An 18,868-nucleotide genomic window follows, 5' to 3' on the forward strand; every position below is an offset into this window, starting at 1 on the left:
TTGGGATCGATTGCATCAAGCGTCGCAGACGAATTCGGAGGCGTCAACGCGGTTAACACTGCCGACACGCGGTACATCAACTGTTAACCGTTCGCACGTGATCGCGCTCCTCATTCCTGCGATCCGAGAACGTCGATCACAGTTCGGCACACGACGCCCGCTCCACCAGACGAGCGCCGATTCGATACGTACGCCCGTCGGGTTCGACCGAGTCCTTGATCTGCTGGAACAACAGGTCCATGGCCACGTTGGCCAATTGGGCCGCGCCGTTGTCGACGACTGTGATTGCCGGATGCCACATCGCGAGCCACGGCATGTCCTCGTGGCAGATCAGCGACAACTCGTCCGGCACCGAGACACCCCTGCCGACGAGCGTGGGCAGGATGCCGAAGACAGCCTCGTGGTTGGCCGCGTACAGCGCAGTCATCGCCTGGGGTGCATCCAGTAGCGAGTTGATCGCTTCGGCACCGAATTCGGTGGTGAACGGACCTTTCCGGACGATCGTCTCGTCGACCGGGATACCTGCGTCGGCCAGCGCCAGTCGGTAGCCCTCGTAGCGCTCACGTCCGGACGTCGCATCCTCGTTTCCACCGATGTAGCCGATCCGGCTGTGCCCGAGCTCGATCAGGTGCGCCGTCGCGTCGCGAGCACCCGTCACGTCGTCTGCCAGCACCGTCGACGCCGAACTCCCCTTGACCGAACGGATCAGGTTGACCACCGCGCGGCCCTGTTCCAGAAGCGCATTCGACGCCGCCGCACTCCGTCCACTGCCGATCACGATCGTGCCGTCCACGCCGTGTTCGCCGAGCATGGCCAGGACGTCGTTCTCACGCGCCGGATCGGCATCGGTGATGCAGAGCAGGACTTGAAATCCGCCGGCTGCCGCCCTCTTCTGGACCACCTCGGCGACGGTGTGAAAGGTCGCATTGAGCAGGTTGTTCATGACCAGACCGATCAAGTGCGATCTGTTGGAGCGCAGCGCACTCGCAGCCCTGTTCGGCCGGTATCCGAGAACCCGGGCCGCATCCTCGACCGCTGCGCGGGTCTCCGCGGAGATCAGCGACGATCCACTCAATGCGCGTGATGCCGTGCTGCGCGAAACCCCAGCAGCGCTCGCAACGTCGATCAAGGTGACCGCCATCGGTTCTCCGTTCTCTTGCTTCACGCCTCGGACAGACATATTCGACCGCGGTCGCGTTACAAGTACGTTTCCGGCTTGACGACTCGACCACCCCGAAGGCAGTCTATGCAATCGATCCCACAAATGCGGGTACGACGCGTCGTCGATCGTCCCGAGCCCGAAAGGCACTCCCATGAATCGCGATGATGTCGCGTGGTCCGGTTACTGGCCCGCTGCTCCCACACCGTTCACGCAGTCGGGTGAAGTCGACACCGAGGCAATTTTCGACCTGGTGAATCTCTACGCGCAGACGGGTGTTCACGGTGTACTCGTGAACGGCAGCACAGGCGAATGGTTCAGTCAGAGCGACAACGAACGAAAGACCGTCGCGGAAGCGTCGATCGATGCAGTCGCAGGCCGCTTCCCTGTCGTGATCGGTGTCAGTGCGTACACAGCTGCGCAGTCCTCCGCGCTCGCGAAGCACGCTGCTTCCGTCGGCGCAGACGGCATACTCGCGACACCTCCGCCGTACGTGCACACCTCGGCGGAAGAGACATTCCAGTACTACCGAAGCGTCAGTGCCGCAACATCGTTGCCGTTCATGGCCTACAACTGGCCTCGTGGCGTTGCGGTCGACATGGGCACCTCACCCGACCTGTTCTCTCGACTGGCCGACCTGGAGAACGTCGTCGCGATCAAGGACAGCACCGGTGATTGGCTCGCCATGCTCGATACCGTCGAGGCCGTGTCCGACCGCGTCCGTGTCTTCGGGAGTTTCCTGCATCGACGCGGCCTTGCCACGCTGCTCGAACTGGGTGGGGACGGCAACATCGACGGCGGTGGGGTGGGCGCGCCCTTCGCGGTGCCGTTCTACGAGGCCGTCGCTGCACGTGACGCCGACACCGCGCGCATGTGGGTCGATCGTTATCGCGCGTTCTCTGGCCGGCTCATCGCGTCCGACTACAGCGGCGTGTACGCCTCCCCCATCCCCCAGTTGAAGGCCGTGATGAACCTTCTCGGCCAGCCGGGAGGCACCGTGCGCGAACCGCTGTTGCCGGTCACCGACGCCGACACGCTTGCGGCGCTGCAATCGGTCATCGTCGAATCGGGTATCGACGATGCCTACGCGACCGCAGGAGCTGTCCATGCGGTCTGAGGTCGACGTTGTTGTCATCGGAGCCGGAATCGTAGGTGCAGCAACGGCTCTCGCCCTCACCCGCGCGGGATCTCGCGTTGCTGTGCTCGATCGCACCCTACCCAACACCGCCGGCTCCGGTACGACTGCGGGCAACCTGCACATCCAGACCATCCATACGCGCAGGCCCGGGCAGGGCACAGCCGTCGATGTAGAACAGCTGCTTCCACTGCAGAAATCGACGAGCTCGCTGTGGAACACACTCGACGAGACGGTGCCCGGTCTCGGGCTGAACCGGTGCGGCGGGTTCATGGTGGCCGAAACCGAGGAGCAGGTCCACGCCCTCATCGCGAAGCACCGATGGGAACGAGCTGCGGGGATCCCGACGGAGGTACTGAGCGGCGACGAGGCTCGGCAGGCACTACCTCTGCTCGGCCCGAGCGTTCAGGCCGCAACTTGGTGTCCGTGGGACGGATTCGCAGAACCCGACCTCGCCGGTCCTGCCCTGTTACGTCAGGCCGTAGCCGAAGGAGCGTCTGTACACCCGTCGACACCGGTCACCGGATTGACCCGCGACGGTGATGTCTGGACAGTGAGCACCGACGGTGGAACGTGGATTGCACCCGTAGTGATGAACGTTGCAGGTCCGTGGATGGCTCCGATCGCGGCTATGGCAGGGGTATCGCTCGATCTCGTCCCGACCTCGTTGCAGATGCACTCGCTCGATGCCGCACCCGGGACACTCGAAGTGCTGGTGCAGCACGTCGGCGAGGGAATGTCGATCAAGCAGAACCGAACGGGACGCCTCGTCCTCGGCGGCGGTTGGCCAGCAGGTGCGTTCCACGACAGCGAGAAGGCCCCGAGCAGATCCGACAGCACCACAGGAAATCTGGAGCAGGTTCGACGGCTTCTGCCTGCGCTCGCCCGGAATGCGCTACTCGATACCTGGACCGGGCCCGTGGTCACCACCCCCGACGAGATGCCGGTCATCGGCGAACTCGCCGGAGCCCCGGGACTTTTCGTGGCAGGCGGCACGTACTCGTTCACCTTCGCACCGTTGTGGGGACACATCCTCACCGAGCTGGTGCACGGTAGAAAACCAGAACTCGATATCTCGGCGTTCTCCCCGGACCGTCTCGTCCGTCTTCACACTCACTGAAAGAGGGCTTCACATGGCACTGGTCACGATGTTCGTCAACGGACAAGCGATGTCCGGCGGCACCCTGAACGACGCGTTGCACAAGGCGCGATTCGTGGGGAGAGTCGATACCGCACCGAAATACCGATTCTTTTCCGTGCGTGACGAATTCCCCGGTTTGCACCCGGTCCCAACCGATGGGTTCGTAGTACCGGGCGAGCTGTACGAGGTCGAGTACGACGTATTGCGCGACGAGCTCCTTCCCCGAGAGCCGAAGGAACTCGAACTCGGGGTCATCGAGTTGGCGGATGGCTCGGGCTCCCTGTCGATGCGAATGCGCGAGAGCCACCTGACGGCCGCGGGCGTCACCGACATCAGTGACCGCGGCGGATGGCTGACCTACCTCGCGAGCCCACGATGAAGGTCGTACGCGGCGGAACGGTCGTCGAATCCCATTGGGCCGCTTCGGCAGACCTGCTCCTCGACGACGGCAGAGTCGTTGCGGTGCTCACCCCCGGGAGCGAGGTCGACGCGGCAGCGGAAGTCATCGACGCAACCGGCAAGCTCGTCATGCCGGGTGGAGTCGATCCACACTGCCACGTCGGATTCACCTCCGGCGAATTCACCTCGCTCGACTCGTATCTCGAGTGCACGACGGCGGCCGTGTTCGGCGGCACCACCACGATCATCGACTTCGCTATCCCCCGTCCCGGGCAACAGCCGCTGGACGCTGCCGAGGTGCAGCGAGCGAAAGCGTCGAGCGGACTGTGCGATTCGGCTCTGCACGCCTGCGTCGTCGAGTGGACCGACACCATTGCCGACCAACTGAAAACGCTGGCGGACGGCGGTATTCGGACGGTCAAGATGTTCACCACCTACGCGGGCGAGACGATGGCGAACGAACACACCATCCTCAACACGATGCAGGTCACTCGCGATCTCGGCGGAATGGTCATCATCCACTGCGAGTCCGACGCGATCGTCACCGACGCGCAGAACCTCGCAGCCGCATCGGACGGAGTCGATGCCGCACACATGTCGCAGACGCGGCCGGAGCTCGCCGAGACTGCCTCTGTCGCCGCCATTCTCGCGATCGCCGAATCACAGAATGCGCCGGTCTATTTCGTGCATCAGTCGACTCCGGCTGCCGTCGAATTGGTCGCGGACGCGCGCAAACGAGGGCTCGTCGCCTTCACCGAATCGGTCGCCCACCATCTGATCCTCGACGACTCGGCCTACGAGGGTGAACGACCCGAACGTTTTGTCTGCTGCCCACCGCTGCGCTCGGCCGAGGTGGTCGAGGAACTCGGGCGTCACCTGTTCAGCGGACACATCACCACCATCGGTTCCGACCATTGCTGCTACGACACCGCTCAGAAGCAGGTGCACAGCCACGACGTGCGGCACATGCCCAACGGACTGCCCGGAGTCGAGACGCGTCTTCCGGTGATCTACTCGCACTATGTGGACGGATTGGGTCTGACTGCAAGCAGATTCGTGGAGTTGACCTCGTCGAATCCAGCGCGCACCAACGGCTTGTATCCCCGCAAGGGATCACTGATGCCGGGGTCCGACGCCGACATCGCCATCTGGGATCCCGAACTGGAATGGACGGTGACCACCGAAACACAGCACATGGCGACCGACTACACCCCCTACGAGGGACACCGACTTCGAGGAAAGCCGGTCACCGTGATCGTGGGCGGCGAGATTGTCGTCCACGACGGCGAACTCGTCGACGCCACTCCCCGCGGCCGACATCTCGAAGCGGCACCCCTCGACTTCAGCGGGGCATTCAGCATGTGAGGCCCGGACTTCTACCGTCGACGGGTTCGCTGCCTCGACGTGGTGCTACTTCGGACTACTCATCGGCGAGAGCTACTGCCGCCGCCAGGTATTCACGTGCGTCGCGAAACGTCTGTGCGACCCCACGTCCCGCGATGGCGTGATACCGACTGATTCGGTCGTCATCGAGAGCCTCGAGGACGGTGCTGGAATCCGCGTGCATCCACCCGCCGTCCCGGACCAGTTCGTGGGCACGCTTGCCGTGCAGGGCAGAAATTCCCTCGACCCTGATCCCCTTCGGATCGGTCGACGCCGCGAGGTAATAGGCCTTCTTGCCGGAGTAGCCGGCCTTGACCTTCTCGCGCAACCGGAAGACGGCATCGGCGGCATCGGCGATCGCCGATGCGTGTTCGTCGGAGCCCGATTCGGCGGCGGAGATTCGCGCGATCTCCCCATCGATCGCAGAAAGCAAAGTGGCGAGGTATTCGGGATCGCTCATAGGCCCATGATGCCCTAGAGCAGTGATCTCTAGAACCAGCACCCGACGGAGAAGATATCGACACCTGTACAGCTCGGGGATCGACCTGACCGACTGCACAGTTCAGATGCCTGCCGGCAATGTCATGGGCCACTGACGAGGCGGAGCTGACCGAACGGTTGCCCGCACCACCTGCAGCTTCCACCGACGTAGTCGTGGCCGTCTTCACGTTCGCATTCGGCCACTGCACATCCGCTGCCGCACGAGAGCATCTGGCCACATCGGCACCGCTCACCGTCACAGCCGGGGTGATGAAGTGCTCCCGGCGGCCCAGCGCAGTCGTGGCACTTTTTCCGTCCATTGGGTATTCGACTGGGTCGTCACGTGCAACCCACCGAATCGAGCATTTCCAGTTCACACGCCATGCAGTCGAGAATCGCACAGGGCACCGACATCGGAATTTCTCGAAGTTCACGCGTCGATGCGCCTCGGCAACGCAGACAAAAAGACGGCTCCGGATTACTCCGAAACCGTCTTCGACCTGCAATGTGTCGGGCTGACAGGATTTGAACCTGCGACCACTTGACCCCCAGCTGGATCGACCAACTTTCGATGGTCCCACCCGGACCCAACGCACATCCCCTGAGCAGGGTTTATAGTCCACAGCCGTACATCCCGATCCACCGCCTGTTGCACCGAGTAGTGACACGCTCGCGGCACTCTCGATACCGGAGACACCGCGGGGAACGGTTTACAGCCACCAAGCACCAAGGGTGTCCACCACTCTGTGCAGCCTCTAGTAATTGGAGTCCACAACTCCGAGTTTGTCGAGCACCAGACGGGGACTGACGCTCCTACCGAGAGATGTTCTCGAAGACAGCAGCAAGACCCTGCCCGCCACCTATGCACATCGTTTCCAGTCCATACCGGGAACCACGCCGCCGCATTTCGCGAAGGAGAGTCGCGAGAATCCGGCCACCGGTGGCACCGACCGGGTGGCCGAGTGAAATGCCCGAACCGTGCGGATTCAGCCGATGATCGTCCGGCTCGATCCCCCACGTTCGCAGGACTGCCAAGGTCTGTGCGGCAAAGGCTTCGTTCAACTCGATGACGTCCATATCGGCCATGGTCAACCCTGCACGCCCGAGAGCCTTCTCGGACGCCGGGACCGGTCCGATTCCCATCGTCCGTGGCGGTACACCGGCAACGGACCAACTCACCAAGCGCGCGATCGGACGTAGCCCGAGCTCGGCTGCGCGCTCCGGAGTCGTCACGATCGCGAGCGCAGCACCGTCGTTTTGCCCGCTGGCATTACCTGCTGTGACGGTCGAGGCCGGATCGATTTTCCCGCGCATCGGACGTAGCTTCGCAAGACTCTCGACAGTGGTGTCGGCACGCGGATGTTCGTCGGTGTCGACCACGATCGGATCACCGCGCCGCTGCGGAACCGGCACTCCCACAATCTCTTCTGCGAACACTCCGTTCTTCTGCGCGGCCACTGCGCGCTGATGCGACTGGACGGCGAGCTCGTCCTGGTCCTCACGGCTGATCGAATACTCTGCCCGCAGGTTTTCGGCAGTTTCGATCATTCCGCCAGGAACAGGAAAATTAGTCCCGCCTGCAGTGACACGGGCTCGAGCCAGTCGATCGCTCAGCGCCACCGATTCGCCCTTGATCCCCCATCGCAATCCGGTCGCGTAGAACTCGGCCTGACTCATACTTTCCGCGCCACCGGCCAACACCAGATCGCTACCGCCCGTTTGTACTTGCATGCACGCCTGCAGGACGGCCTGCAGTCCGGATCCGCACCGACGGTCGACCTGTAGACCTGGAACCTCGATACCGAGGCCTGCATCGAGTGCGGCGACCCGTCCGATTGCAGGTGCTTCGCCGTTCGGCGAGGCCTGTCCCAGGATGACGTCGTCTACGACACCGCCCTCCAGTCCGGTACGCGCACACAGTTCTTCGATCACCACGGCGGCGAGCTGCTGCGGTGACACATCGCGGAGCACTCCCCCGAATCGACCGACAGGTGTGCGTAGCGGTTCACAAATGACAGCGTCTGGCATGAAGTTCCTTATCAGGGCGGGATGGGATTACGAAGGGACGATCGATCGCTACATGTAGCGCCCGCCGGTGACCTCGGAGACGGTGCCGGTCATGTACGACGACAGGTCGGACGCGTAGAACAGAGCTACCGATGCCACTTCCCGCGGATCCCCGGCACGCTGCATCGGTATTTCCGACATCTTCTGGTCCCACGCCTTCTGCGGCATGGCCTCGGTCATCGCCGTCTTGATCAGTCCCGGCTGAATGACATTGACCCGAACACCCAGGTGTGCAACCTCTTTCGCTGCCGCTTTGGAGAGTCCCACAATTCCGGCCTTGGCCGCCGAGTAGTTGCTCTGCCCCACGAAGCCGACCTTGGCCGAGATCGACGACAGGTTGATGATCGATCCACCGCCGTTCTCACGCATGACGCCTGCTGCGATCCTCGTGCCGTTCCAGCAACCCTTGAGATGCACGTCGATCACCTGATCGAACTGCTCCTCTGTCATTTTCCGCATGGTCGCGTCGCGAGTGATTCCCGCGTTGTTGACCATGATGTCGATAGACCCGAACGATGTGACGGCAGTGTCCACCAGGGCCTGTACGTCGGAGGCGGACGTGACATTGCAGCGAACGCCGACTGCAGGGGTGGGTAGAGCGTCTGCGGCTTCCTTGGCCTTGGACTCGTCGAGATCACCGATGACGATGTTCGCGCCGTTCTCGGCGAACATCGTGGCGATGGCCAAACCGATGCCCTGAGCGCCACCGGTGATGACGGCTGTACGACCTGAAATCATGAAATGTCCTGTTCTTTGGTGGTGCCGACGGTCATCGTGCGAAGTACGCATCGAAGGCTGCGTTCTGCACGGCAATACCCTGGCGCAGAATGCCGTCCGCTTCGTCGGGGCCGCAACCGGATTCGATCAGCAGTGCGCGGGTGTGTTGACCCAGTGCTGGAACATCTCCCATCGGAGCTTCGTGATCGGCGAATGTAGCCGGAGGCAGCAGCGCCTGTGCTGTGGCGTGTTCGGTACCGACCGTGCGCCAACGGTCACGTTCGACGAGTTGAGGATGGGCAACGACCTGATCCATCTGTTTGACCTGGGCCGCAGGAATACCGGCCGCCGCCAGTTTCGTGTCGAGCTCGACTGTCGTGAAGAGCGATGTGCGGGCGGCGACGACAGCGTCGCATTCGGTGCGGTTCTGTACGCGCAGCACGTTCGTCGCGAATCGAACATCGTCCACCAACTCGGGGACGCCCAGTACCTCCGAGACGAGCGTGTACCAGCCACGGTCGTTCTGTACACCGATCAGGATTTGACCGTCGCTCGTCGGATAGGCGTCGTACGGAGCGATGGAACTGTGGCTCACACCCATACGCTGCGGTTGCGTGCCGGTGTACATCTGTGTGTACATCGCGTGGCCCATCCACTCCACGGTCGAATCGAGCATGGACACGTCGATGGTCGCGCCTTCGCAGGTTCGTCCGCGCCGCAGCAACGCCGCGAGAACCGATTGTGCGCAATACATTCCGGTGGCGATGTCGGCGGTGGGTATTCCGGTCTTGGCCGGCTCGTCCGGTGTTCCGGTGATGGAGATCAAGCCCGACTCGGCTTGGATCAGCATGTCGTAGGATTTCCGGTCCTGCATGGGACCACCTTTGCCGAATCCGGACATGTTCACCACTACCAGTTGCGGGTTCGCAGTCCTCAATTCGTCGGCACCGAAGCCGAGACGCTCTGCTGCACCAGGGGCAAGGTTCTGCACGAACACGTCGGCTCGGTCGATGAGTTCTCGAACGATGTGGCGTCCCTGCACCGATTTCAGATCTACCGCAAGTGATTCCTTGCCCCGGTTGAGCCACACGAAGTGCGCTCCGGTGCCGTGGACGGCGTGGTCGTAACCCCGCGCCAGGTCTCCGCCGTCGGTGCGTTCGACCTTGATGACACGAGCACCAAGATCGGCGAGATTTCGGGTGGCGAGCGGTGCTGCGACGGCCTGCTCTATCGCGACGACGGTGAAGCCTTCGAGTGGTGCGTTCACGAGTTGCGTTTCTGTTCGGCCCGAATCAGGCCGCCGCCGACGATGAGTCGCTGAATTTCGCTGGTGCCCTCGTACAGTCGGAGCAGTCGTACATCCCGGTAGATGCGTTCGACCGGAACCTCCCGCATGTATCCGGCACCGCCGTGAATCTGGACAGCGAGATCGGCGACCTTGCCGACCATCTCGGTGCAGAACAGCTTCACTGCGGACGGCGCGATACGTCGGTCGGTCTCCTGCACCCACGCTCGCGCAGCCTCACGCACCATCGCGCGGCCCGCCATGACACCGACCTGCTGATCGGCGATCATCGCCTGCACCAGCTGGAAGTTACCGATCGGCTCGCCACCCTGCGTGGATGCCGCGGCATAGGACACCGACTCGTCCAAGGCACGCTGCGCCTGGCCGACGGCCAGCGCGGCAATGTGCACCCGCCCCCGGGCCAGCGACGTCATCGCCGCCTTGTAGCCGATGTCGCCGTTCCCGCCGACCAATGCGTCGGCCTCGACGCGTACGTCGGTGAAGTTCACATCGGCCGTGCCGGAGCCCTGCTGCCCCATCTTCGCGTCCTTGACGCCCACCTCGATCCCGGCGGTGTCGGCAGGAACCAGGAATACTGCAATACCGTTGCCGCTCTGCGGTTTCGGGTCCAATTTCGCGAAGACGACGAACATGTTCGCGATCGGCGCATTGGTGATGTACCGCTTGCTGCCGTTGATCACCCACCCGGTGCCGTCGACTTTCGCGGTGGTCCGTAGCCCCGCCGGATTGGACCCGGCCCCGTCCTCGGTCAGCGCGAAGGACGCAACGACGTCGCCGGATGCCATGCCCGGCAACCACGTCGCCTTCTGCTCCTCGGTACCGAACCCCACGAGCACCTGCCCGGCGATCCCGTTGTTGGTGCCGAACATCGATCGCAACGACAACGAGGTGTAACCGAGCTCCATCGCGAACTCGACGTCCTGAATCAAATTCAGGCCCACACCGCCCCACTCCTGCGGGATCGCGTAGCCGAACAGTCCCATCTCGGCGGACTGTTTCCGCAGATCGTCCGGAATCGAATCGTTGTTCATGATCTCCACTTCACGAGGAACCACACGTGAGCGCACGAACTGCGAGATCTGCTTCAACACGTCCGCGAAGACGTCGTCCGGTACATCGGGATTCAGCGTATCCATGGGACAACTATCGGTTACTGCATTACCATCAGTCCAATACTTAATTGGTACTTCTGTTTTGACAATTTCGGCAATAAAGGAGGGTCGGTGGACGTCGAGCAGCTCCGCGCGTTCCTGGCCGTAGCCGAGGAGCTGCACTTCGGCCGTGCCGCCGCGCGCTTGCATGTGGCGCAGCCGCCCTTGAGTCGCACGATCAAGCAGCTCGAGAAGCACCTCGGTGCCACCCTGTTCGACCGGAACACGCGCTCGGTGAAATTGACTGCCAGCGGTCAGGCCTTGATAGATCCCGCCCGGGCAGTGCTCGAAGCGATGCGCACCGCCGAGAACGCCGTCCTATCGGCCGACGGCGGCGAGACCGGACTCGTCCGGATCGCGTTCGCGGGTGTGTCGACGCATCGCATGGTCGCGAGACTCGCTCGACTCGTTCGGTCTCAGCACCCGGGTATCGAACTCGAACTCTCCAGCCAGAACTTCGCCCAGCCGGCCATGAAACGGCTTCTGGGTGGAGACACCGACATTGCACTCGGCAGATGGGACGTCATTCCGTCCACCGTCGAGTCCCAGGTCGTGATGCCAGATCATCTCGTCGTCGCAATCGCCGACACACATCCGCTGGCCGACGCACGGCACGTCGGAATCGGGCAGCTGGCACAGGAACACTTCGTATCCCTGCCACTGCACGAAGGGTCGGTACTCCCCGATCGACTCCGCCGATTGGCGGACGCGCACGGCTTCGTCCCCGACCTCGTTCAGATCGCTCCCGACACTCAGACTGCCCTCGCCCTGGTATCCGCCGAGGTGGGGTGCCACCTGACCCTGGCCTCGGTGGCCAGCAACGTCACCGACCCGCACGTCGTGTTCGTCCCCCTGGACGACACCACAGCAGATGTGGACATGAGAGCCGCGTGGCGCCGAGACAACACCAACCCAGCGCTGCGCGTGGTACTCGACAAAGTCGTCGCTCTCGACGAGAGCGGCTCGTGAGCGGCACCTACAGCGACGCCTCACCGTCGTCCAGACCGAGCTGACGTAACCGGCGGTAGAGGGTAGTTCGGCCGATCCCGAGGAGCTCTGCTGCCATCGACTTGTTGCCACCAGCGCGGTCCAATGCCTCGACGATGGCATCACGCTCGGCCGATTCCATCATCGTCATCTTCCGACGTGACGGCGCTCGTTGTAGGTGTTCGGGGAGGTGGTGGCGCTCGATCACCGACGCAGTCACACTCGACGCAAGGGTGGTCACGGTCGCCGTCAACTCTGCGATGTTGCCGGGCCATTCCCACTGCATCAACGACTGCAGAGCTGTCGGAGACATCGAATGCCGCCGCGTTGTATCCACCTGATCGAGAATGCTACGGACGAGCCCCGGAATGCGATCCGGCGCGGCGGAGAGAGCTTCCGTTCTGGCGTCGATACCCCAATGATCGACCAGTGCAGCGACTTCCGGTGAGGATGCCTCGGCACAGCTGGTGATCAACAGTTGATTCCGCCTACCGGCTGCGACAGCCGCGCGGTGTTCCCGAACCAGGGTCGCGACCACCACCGCTTCGTGGTCATGTACCGACTCCAGTCTTCGTACCAGGACATCTCGGCCGCCCGCGAGCAGGTCTGCCACCGCAGACCAGGGCGTTGCGGTGTCTGTCGACAGAACGACTACCTCGAGTTCTCCGCCTTCTCCTCGACCGGCGCGTGCATCCAGCGCCCGCGATGCACGACCGGATCCACGAGGACCGTCGATCACCGTCACCGCCGCCTGTGCCGCCTCTCGCGAAGCACTGTCTCCGTGTGCACTGGGACCGATGGGAGCGGCCGTCGGCACCTCGTCTCGAGGAACGGGAGCGAAGTGCAGCACGTAGTAGTCGCGGGCTCCTTCGACGACTCGCCGAGCTGTCACCGCCACCGCGCCTGACTCGATATCCCAGCGGGCCGTGCTCGCGACCGTCCAGTTGTGTGCGCTGAGGCGATCCCACAGGAGCACGTGCGAGTCGACGCTCACGTAGGGCAGTCCGGGTGTATTCGCCAGCAGCGACTCACGATCCATGATGACCGTGGGACGACGAGAGTTGGCGTAACGCATGAACGACATTGCCAACGCGAGGTCCTGCGGTCGTGCTGCCGCCTTCAATCGTTCTTCGATCTGCTGACCGATTTCCTTGGTGAGGGTGACCATCAGAGAATTCGCAATGGCCAACGGTCCCCCGAGCGAGACCGATCCGATCACCAGGCCCGACGGTGTGTAGACCGGAACGGCGGCACACGCCAGCACGGACAGCGACTCGTTGAAGTGCTGGCTGCCTTCGATGTACACCGCTCGGCCTTCGACCATCGACGTACCGAGACCGTTGGTCCCGATCGAGTCTTCCGAATAGTCGAACCCTTCGGCCGCGTTCACTCGGTCCAGTTTTCGCTGCAATCCTCGATCGCTAGCGCGTCTCGCCACGATGCTGCCTGCGCGGTCGCTGAGAAACAATGTGGTGCCGGTGTCCACCAGCTGGTCCTGCCATCGGTCGAGTACCGGATCTGCTGCGCGGCGCAGAATCGAGTCGGTATCGATCTCGTCGAACTTCTGCGATGGCAGCGTGCTGTCCGCGCTGCTGCCTATCGAGCGACGCCAGCTGCGCAAGATCAGGTCCGGAACCACCCCCTCGTCGGGAGCACCGGACAGCAGGCCTGCGCGCATCAGGTGCCGCTTCGCCTCGCGCACCGCATCACTCATAGGTTCTCGCCCTCTAACCAGTTGTTCATCCGCCACCTGAACACTCACAGGTCGCAACAATCACTATGCCATTACTGCCATACGCGCATAACTGCAGTTCAGCACCGTCGTATCCGAGTGTTCCAGATCGGTACACACCAGACACCTGTGCCCCACCTCACCATTGTGACCAGAGGAAGTGAACTACACCACACAGGTCGCAAGACCGGAGGAGCAATCACATGGCGTCACACGAACCCGATCAGATCCGTGAGATCGACGCGCTTGTCGTCGGATGCGGCTTCGGCGGGATCTACATGCTTTACAAGCTACGGCGTGAACTGGGCCTGACCGCCATCGCTATCGACAAGGCCGCCGGTGTCGGCGGTACCTGGTTCTGGAACAAGTACCCGGGGGCCCTCTCGGACTCGGAGAGCTTTGTCTACCAGTACTCGTTCGATCGAGATCTGTACGACCAAACCACCTGGAACACGAAGTTCGTTCGCCAGCCCCAGATCCTGGAGTACCTCAACGGCGTCGTCGACCGCTACTCGCTGCGCGAAGACATCGCGCTCGAGACCACCATGACCGCGGCCCGATTCGACGAGGTTGCCGGAACCTGGACCGTGTCCACCGACCGCGGAATCACCTACAAGGCCAAGTATCTCGTCAACGGCCTCGGCCTCCTGTCGGCGACGAACGTGCCGAATTTCCCGGGCATCGAGAACTTCGCGGGCCGGTTGGTGCACACCGGCGCATGGCCCGAGGATTTGGATCTGACCGGCAAGCGCGTCGGAGTCATCGGCAACGGGTCCACCGGAGGCCAGGTGATCACCGCGGTCGCGCCGATCGCCGGGCATCTCACCTCGTTCCAGCGCACCCCTCAGTACAGCGTTCCTGCGGGCAACCGCGTGTTGTCCAACGAGGAATTGGCACGGCAGAAAGAGAACTTCGAGGCCAACTGGGACCAGGTCCGCAATTCCAGCGTCGCAATGGGATTCGTCGAAAGTGAGATCGAGACGTTCAGCGTCTCTGCCGAGGAACGCCAGCAGATCTTCCAGCGGACGTGGGACGAGGGCGGCGGCTTCCGCTTCATGTTCGAGACGTTCTGCGACATCGCTACCAATCCCGAAGCGAACGAGGAAGCGGCGAAATTCATCCGTTCCAAGATCGCCGAGATAGTCAAGGATCCGGAGACTCGACGCAAGTTGACGCCCACCGATCTCTACGCCCGCCGACCACTGTGCGATTCGGGCCTTTACGAAACGTTCAACCGGGACAACGTCTCTCTGGTTCACGTCGGCGAGAACCCCATCCGCGAACTGACAGCCGAAGGCATCGTCACCGAAGATGGGGAACTGCACAAGATCGACGTTCTGATTTGCGCCACCGGCTTCGACGCCGTCGACGGTAACTACGTCAAGGTCGACATCCGCGGACGCAACGACGAAAGCCTCAAGGAACACTGGCAGGACGGGCCGACCAGTTACCTCGGAATGGCCACCACCGGGTTCCCGAACATGTTCATGATCCTCGGACCGAACGGACCCTTCACGAACCTGCCGCCGTCGATCGAGACACAGGTCGAGTGGATCTCGGACACCATCGGGACCATCGAGAACAACTCCATGGGCTGGATCGAGGCCAAGCCGGACATCGAAACAGAATGGACCGATATCTGCGCCGACATCGCCGACCAGACGTTGTTCCCGAAAGCTGCGTCGTGGATCTTCGGTGCCAACATCCCCGGCAAGAAGCGCACGGTCATGTTCTACCTCGGCGGCATCAAGGAGTATCGCTCGGTGCTCGACAACGAAAAGGCATCCGGCTACCCGAGCTTCCTGACGCAATCGGACGCGCTCGAGCCTGCCTGACCCTTCACTCGAGGACACTGCATCGACCACGCCGGCCGGGTGACCTACACCGGTCGCCCGGCCGGCGTCCTGCAACGAAAGACATGCCGATGAGCAAGTACGCAAGCACCGATCCCACTACAGGCACCATCGTGGCGAAGTTCGAGACCGAGTCCGACGAGCAGGTGATGGCATCGCTCTCCGCCGCCGACGCCGCGTACCGAACATGGCGGACCGCCGAAGTGGCCGAACGCGCTTCGGTTCTCCAGCGAGTCGCCGATCTGCATCGCGAACGCGAAACCGAACTCGCCGAGTTGATGACGCTCGAGATGGGCAAACCGATCGCACAGGCCCGAGGCGAAGTGAAACTCTCCGCGTCGATCTTCGAGTACTACGCGACCAAGGGCACGGACCTGCTCGCGGACGAGGAACTCGACATTGCCGGTTCCGGACGAGCACTGGTGCGTACGGCACCCATCGGAGCACTCGTCGGCGTCATGCCGTGGAATTTTCCCTACTACCAGGTTGCCCGATTCGTAGCGCCGAACCTGTTGCTGGGCAACACGATTCTTCTCAAGCATGCCAGCAACTGCCCGCAGCAGGCGTTGGCCGTCGAATCGATGTTGCGTGATGCAGGAAGCCCGGAGGGTGTGTACCGGAACATTTTTGCCTCCAGCGACCAGATAGCCGATCTCATCGCCGACCCACGAATTCAGGGGGTCTCGCTCACCGGATCGGAACGCGCGGGCAGCATCATCGGCCAGCTCGCCGGCAAGTACATGAAGAAGGCAGTACTCGAACTCGGCGGCTCGGACCCGTTCCTCGTGCTCGCCGGTGCCGACCTCGATGATGCTGTCGCCGCGGCAGTCCCCGGTCGATTCGGCAACGCAGGCCAAGCATGCACCTCGTCCAAGCGGATGATTGTCGACGCCTCGGTGTGGGACGAGTTCCTCGATGGGTTCGTTTCGGCGGCGCAGTCGTGGTCGATGGGTGACCCGACGGATCCCGCTACACGACTGGGTCCGATGTCGTCCATCGGCGGACGCGACGAAATCGCAGAGCAGGTCGCGGACGCCGTATCGAAGGGTGCCACGGTGCACCTCGGTGGCACCGTCCCCGACGGCGACGGTGCCTACTACCCCGCGACCGTGCTGTCCGGTGTCACCCCGGATATGAGGGCATACCGGGAAGAACTGTTCGGACCGGTTGCGGTGCTGCACAAGGTCGACTCGACCGACGCCGCCATCGATCTCGCCAACGATTCCCCGTTCGGTCTCGGCAGTGCCGTGTTCACCACGGACGACAGCGAAGCGGCGTACGTCGCCGACCGGCTCGACGTCGGCATGGTAGGCATCAACACCACCATCAAGAGCGCGCCCGACATGCCGTTCGGCGGAGTCAAGACTTCCGGCATCGGCCGAGAGCTCGGTCGATTCGGGCTCGACGAATTCGCGAACAAGAAGCTCGTTCGCACCCTCTGACTCGTCAACTGCATCAACTCATCTCAGGAGAAGAACCATGCGCGCAGCTGTGTACTACGGCAATCACAAGGTAGAGATCGAAGACGTCCCCGAGCCCGAAGCCGGTCCGGGGCAGGTCAAGATCCGCGTGTCCCGTAACGGTATCTGCGGCACCGATCTTCACGAGTTCTACGACGGTCCTATCTTCATCCCGCCGTCCGACCCGCATCCGTTGACTCACAAAGCCATGCCGGTGGTTCTCGGGCACGAGTTCTCGGGCATTGTGACCGCTGTCGGAGCGGGCGTCGACGACGTCGCCGAGGGTGACGCGGTCACCATAGAACCCATCTACCGCTGCGGCGAATGCCGCCCGTGTCGCAACGGCCAGTACAACCTGTGCAAGTCGATCGGCTTCCACGGATTGATGGCCGACGGCGGGATGGCCGAGTACACGGTGGTTCCCCGCAACCAGGTTCACAAGCTTCCGGATTCGATTCCGGTCGAGATGGGCGCGCTGGTCGAACCCATGTCGGTGGCCTATCACGCAGCCGTACTGGGCGAGGTCGGCGACCAGAGCCGCGCACTGGTCTACGGCGCCGGGCCCATCGGCATCGGCATTTGGTTTGCGTTGCGCGGCATGGGATTGACCGAGATCGATGTCGTCGAACCCTCCGAAACTCGCCGTAGGTCCATCGAAGCACTCGGGGCTCGCACCCTCGATCCGATGTCGGTCGACGTTCCCGCCCTCATCGCCGATCGCACCGACGGAGACGGCGTCGACGCCGCGTTCGACGCAGCCGGCGTAGCTCCCGCAGTCGAGTCGGCACTGGAGTGCGTCGGCGAGCGACGCCCCCTGATCAGTGTGGCGATCTACGACAAGCCTCTCTCGACACCCCTGATCAACCTCGTCCTACGCGAGCGGCGCATTCAGGGGACCATCTGCTACACCGGCGACGATTACCGAGCGGTGATCGACCTGATGGCCAAGGGCCACTACGACACCACGGGGTGGGTCGACACGATCGCTCTCGGAGACGTCGTCGACGGCGGGTTCGAGGAATTGCGGGCCGGCCGCAAGATGAAGCTCCTCGTCGATCCGACAGCCTGACATCCACCACTTCACATCTCACACAACCCGATTCAGGAGACGACCATGACCGTCGCACACATCACCGGCTCGGCACGCGGCATTGGCAAAGCCATCGCGCTGCGCCTCGCACAGGACGGACACGACATCGCACTGTCCGACCTGCCCTCGATGTCGGAAGAGCTGGAGAAAACTCGGACCGAGGTCGCCGCACACGGAGTGAAGACCGCCGCGCTGACCGGCGACGTCAGCGATCCAGATTCGGTGCGGGCGCTCATGACCGACACCGCCGAACAGCTTGGATCGCTCGACATCCTGGTCGCCAACGCCGGGATCGCCCAGACGAAGGCACTTCTCGACGTGACACCGGAGGAGTACGACCGCCTCCACGCTGTCAACGGCCGCGGAATCTTCCTCTGCTACACCGAAGCAGCGCGTCAGATGATCAAGCAGGGGCATGGCGGAAAGATCATCGGAGCCTCGTCGATCGCGGGCCACAAGGGATTCGCGTTGCTCGGCATCTACAGCTCGACCAAGTTCGGAGTCCGCGCCCTGACCCAGGCAGCTGCGCAGGAGTGGGCGGAACACGGCATCACCGTCAACGCCTACTGCCCCGGCATCGTCGATACCAACATGTGGGTCGAGGTGGACCGCGACCTCGGTGCCATCAACGGTGTCGGAAAGGGCGAGTCGATGAAGGCAATGGCTGCCGGCATCACCCTCGGACGCGTCTCGACCGGCGACGACGTTGCGGCGTACGTCTCGTACTTGGCCGGACCCGACTCGAACTACATGACAGGACAGTCCGCCCTCATCGACGGCGGCATGCTTTTCGTTTGATGTTCGCCTT

At 62.9% G+C, this 18,868-nt stretch carries 16 protein-coding genes; 9 read left to right on the forward strand and 7 right to left on the reverse strand.

Annotated features, from left to right (window positions below; translation table 11 throughout):
• Positions 1 to 136: 136 nt before the first annotated feature.
• The gene (locus CH283_RS09280) at positions 137 to 1,141 is read right to left on the reverse strand and encodes a LacI family DNA-binding transcriptional regulator (protein WP_094642335.1); all 1,005 of its coding nucleotides are present in this window, start codon (positions 1,139 to 1,141) and stop codon (positions 137 to 139) included.
• A gap of 172 nt (positions 1,142 to 1,313) precedes the next feature.
• Between CH283_RS09280 and CH283_RS09285 the strand changes: the two genes are divergently transcribed.
• Genes CH283_RS09285 through hydA form a run of 4 tightly spaced genes read left to right on the forward strand, consistent with a single transcriptional unit; the run spans position 1,314 to position 5,199 of the window.
• Positions 1,314 to 2,276: a dihydrodipicolinate synthase family protein gene (locus CH283_RS09285; RefSeq protein WP_094641654.1), complete on the forward strand. Its 963-nt coding sequence runs from the start codon at positions 1,314 to 1,316 to the stop codon at positions 2,274 to 2,276.
• Positions 2,266 to 3,414, forward strand: a complete 1,149-nt coding sequence (locus CH283_RS09290) for an NAD(P)/FAD-dependent oxidoreductase (protein ID WP_094641653.1) — start codon at positions 2,266 to 2,268, stop codon at positions 3,412 to 3,414. The genes CH283_RS09285 and CH283_RS09290 overlap by 11 nt, the downstream gene beginning before the upstream one ends.
• 13 nt (positions 3,415 to 3,427) lie before the next feature.
• On the forward strand, positions 3,428 to 3,814 hold the full coding sequence (locus tag CH283_RS09295) for an allophanate hydrolase-related protein (protein ID WP_094641651.1): 387 nt from the start codon (positions 3,428 to 3,430) through the stop codon (positions 3,812 to 3,814).
• On the forward strand, positions 3,784 to 5,199 hold the full coding sequence (gene hydA, locus CH283_RS09300; RefSeq protein ID WP_255183159.1) for a dihydropyrimidinase: 1,416 nt from the start codon (positions 3,784 to 3,786) through the stop codon (positions 5,197 to 5,199). The genes CH283_RS09295 and hydA overlap by 31 nt, the downstream gene beginning before the upstream one ends.
• Before the next feature lie 55 nt (positions 5,200 to 5,254).
• Here the strand turns inward: hydA and CH283_RS09305 are convergent, their stop codons facing one another.
• From CH283_RS09305 to CH283_RS09325, 5 genes are all read right to left on the reverse strand, one after another.
• A complete protein-coding gene (locus CH283_RS09305; protein WP_094641649.1) occupies positions 5,255 to 5,677 on the reverse strand; it encodes a phosphate acetyltransferase in 423 nt (140 codons plus the stop codon).
• A gap of 833 nt (positions 5,678 to 6,510) precedes the next feature.
• Positions 6,511 to 7,725 (reverse strand): acetyl-CoA C-acetyltransferase, encoded by a 1,215-nt coding sequence (locus CH283_RS09310; RefSeq protein WP_094641648.1) that lies wholly within the window; start codon positions 7,723 to 7,725, stop codon positions 6,511 to 6,513.
• A 48-nt stretch (positions 7,726 to 7,773) separates the two neighbouring features.
• Positions 7,774 to 8,502 (reverse strand): 3-oxoacyl-ACP reductase FabG, encoded by a 729-nt coding sequence (gene fabG / locus CH283_RS09315; RefSeq protein WP_094641646.1) that lies wholly within the window; start codon positions 8,500 to 8,502, stop codon positions 7,774 to 7,776.
• Between the two features lie 31 nt (positions 8,503 to 8,533).
• A complete protein-coding gene (locus CH283_RS09320; protein ID WP_094641644.1) occupies positions 8,534 to 9,748 on the reverse strand; it encodes a CaiB/BaiF CoA transferase family protein in 1,215 nt (404 codons plus the stop codon).
• Positions 9,745 to 10,923, reverse strand: coding sequence for an acyl-CoA dehydrogenase family protein (locus CH283_RS09325; protein ID WP_094641642.1), 1,179 nt, complete (start codon positions 10,921 to 10,923; stop codon positions 9,745 to 9,747). Before CH283_RS09325 ends, CH283_RS09320 begins: the two co-directional genes overlap by 4 nt.
• An 87-nt stretch (positions 10,924 to 11,010) precedes the next feature.
• Between CH283_RS09325 and CH283_RS09330 the strand changes: the two genes are divergently transcribed.
• The gene (locus tag CH283_RS09330; RefSeq protein ID WP_094641640.1) at positions 11,011 to 11,907 is read left to right on the forward strand and encodes a LysR family transcriptional regulator; all 897 of its coding nucleotides are present in this window, start codon (positions 11,011 to 11,013) and stop codon (positions 11,905 to 11,907) included.
• A 7-nt stretch (positions 11,908 to 11,914) separates the two neighbouring features.
• On the opposite strand, the gene CH283_RS09335 is transcribed toward CH283_RS09330, so the two are convergent.
• Complete coding sequence (locus CH283_RS09335; protein ID WP_094641638.1) at positions 11,915 to 13,639, reverse strand: sigma-54-dependent Fis family transcriptional regulator; 1,725 nt, start codon at positions 13,637 to 13,639, stop codon at positions 11,915 to 11,917.
• A gap of 221 nt (positions 13,640 to 13,860) precedes the next feature.
• Here CH283_RS09335 and CH283_RS09340 point away from each other — a divergent pair, with 221 nt between their 5' ends.
• From CH283_RS09340 to CH283_RS09355, 4 genes are all read left to right on the forward strand, one after another.
• Positions 13,861 to 15,492, forward strand: coding sequence for a flavin-containing monooxygenase (locus CH283_RS09340; protein WP_094641636.1), 1,632 nt, complete (start codon positions 13,861 to 13,863; stop codon positions 15,490 to 15,492).
• 89 nt (positions 15,493 to 15,581) lie between these two features.
• Positions 15,582 to 16,952: an NAD-dependent succinate-semialdehyde dehydrogenase gene (locus CH283_RS09345; RefSeq protein WP_094642333.1), complete on the forward strand. Its 1,371-nt coding sequence runs from the start codon at positions 15,582 to 15,584 to the stop codon at positions 16,950 to 16,952.
• Between the two features lie 37 nt (positions 16,953 to 16,989).
• On the forward strand, positions 16,990 to 18,039 hold the full coding sequence (locus tag CH283_RS09350; RefSeq protein WP_094641634.1) for a 2,3-butanediol dehydrogenase: 1,050 nt from the start codon (positions 16,990 to 16,992) through the stop codon (positions 18,037 to 18,039).
• Between the two features lie 45 nt (positions 18,040 to 18,084).
• The gene (locus CH283_RS09355; RefSeq protein ID WP_094641632.1) at positions 18,085 to 18,858 is read left to right on the forward strand and encodes an SDR family oxidoreductase; all 774 of its coding nucleotides are present in this window, start codon (positions 18,085 to 18,087) and stop codon (positions 18,856 to 18,858) included.
• Positions 18,859 to 18,868: the final 10 nt, after the last annotated feature.

The sequence above is a fragment of the Rhodococcus sp. 05-2254-2 genome, assembly GCF_002259095.1.
Classification (GTDB): Bacteria; Actinomycetota; Actinomycetes; order Mycobacteriales; family Mycobacteriaceae; genus Rhodococcoides.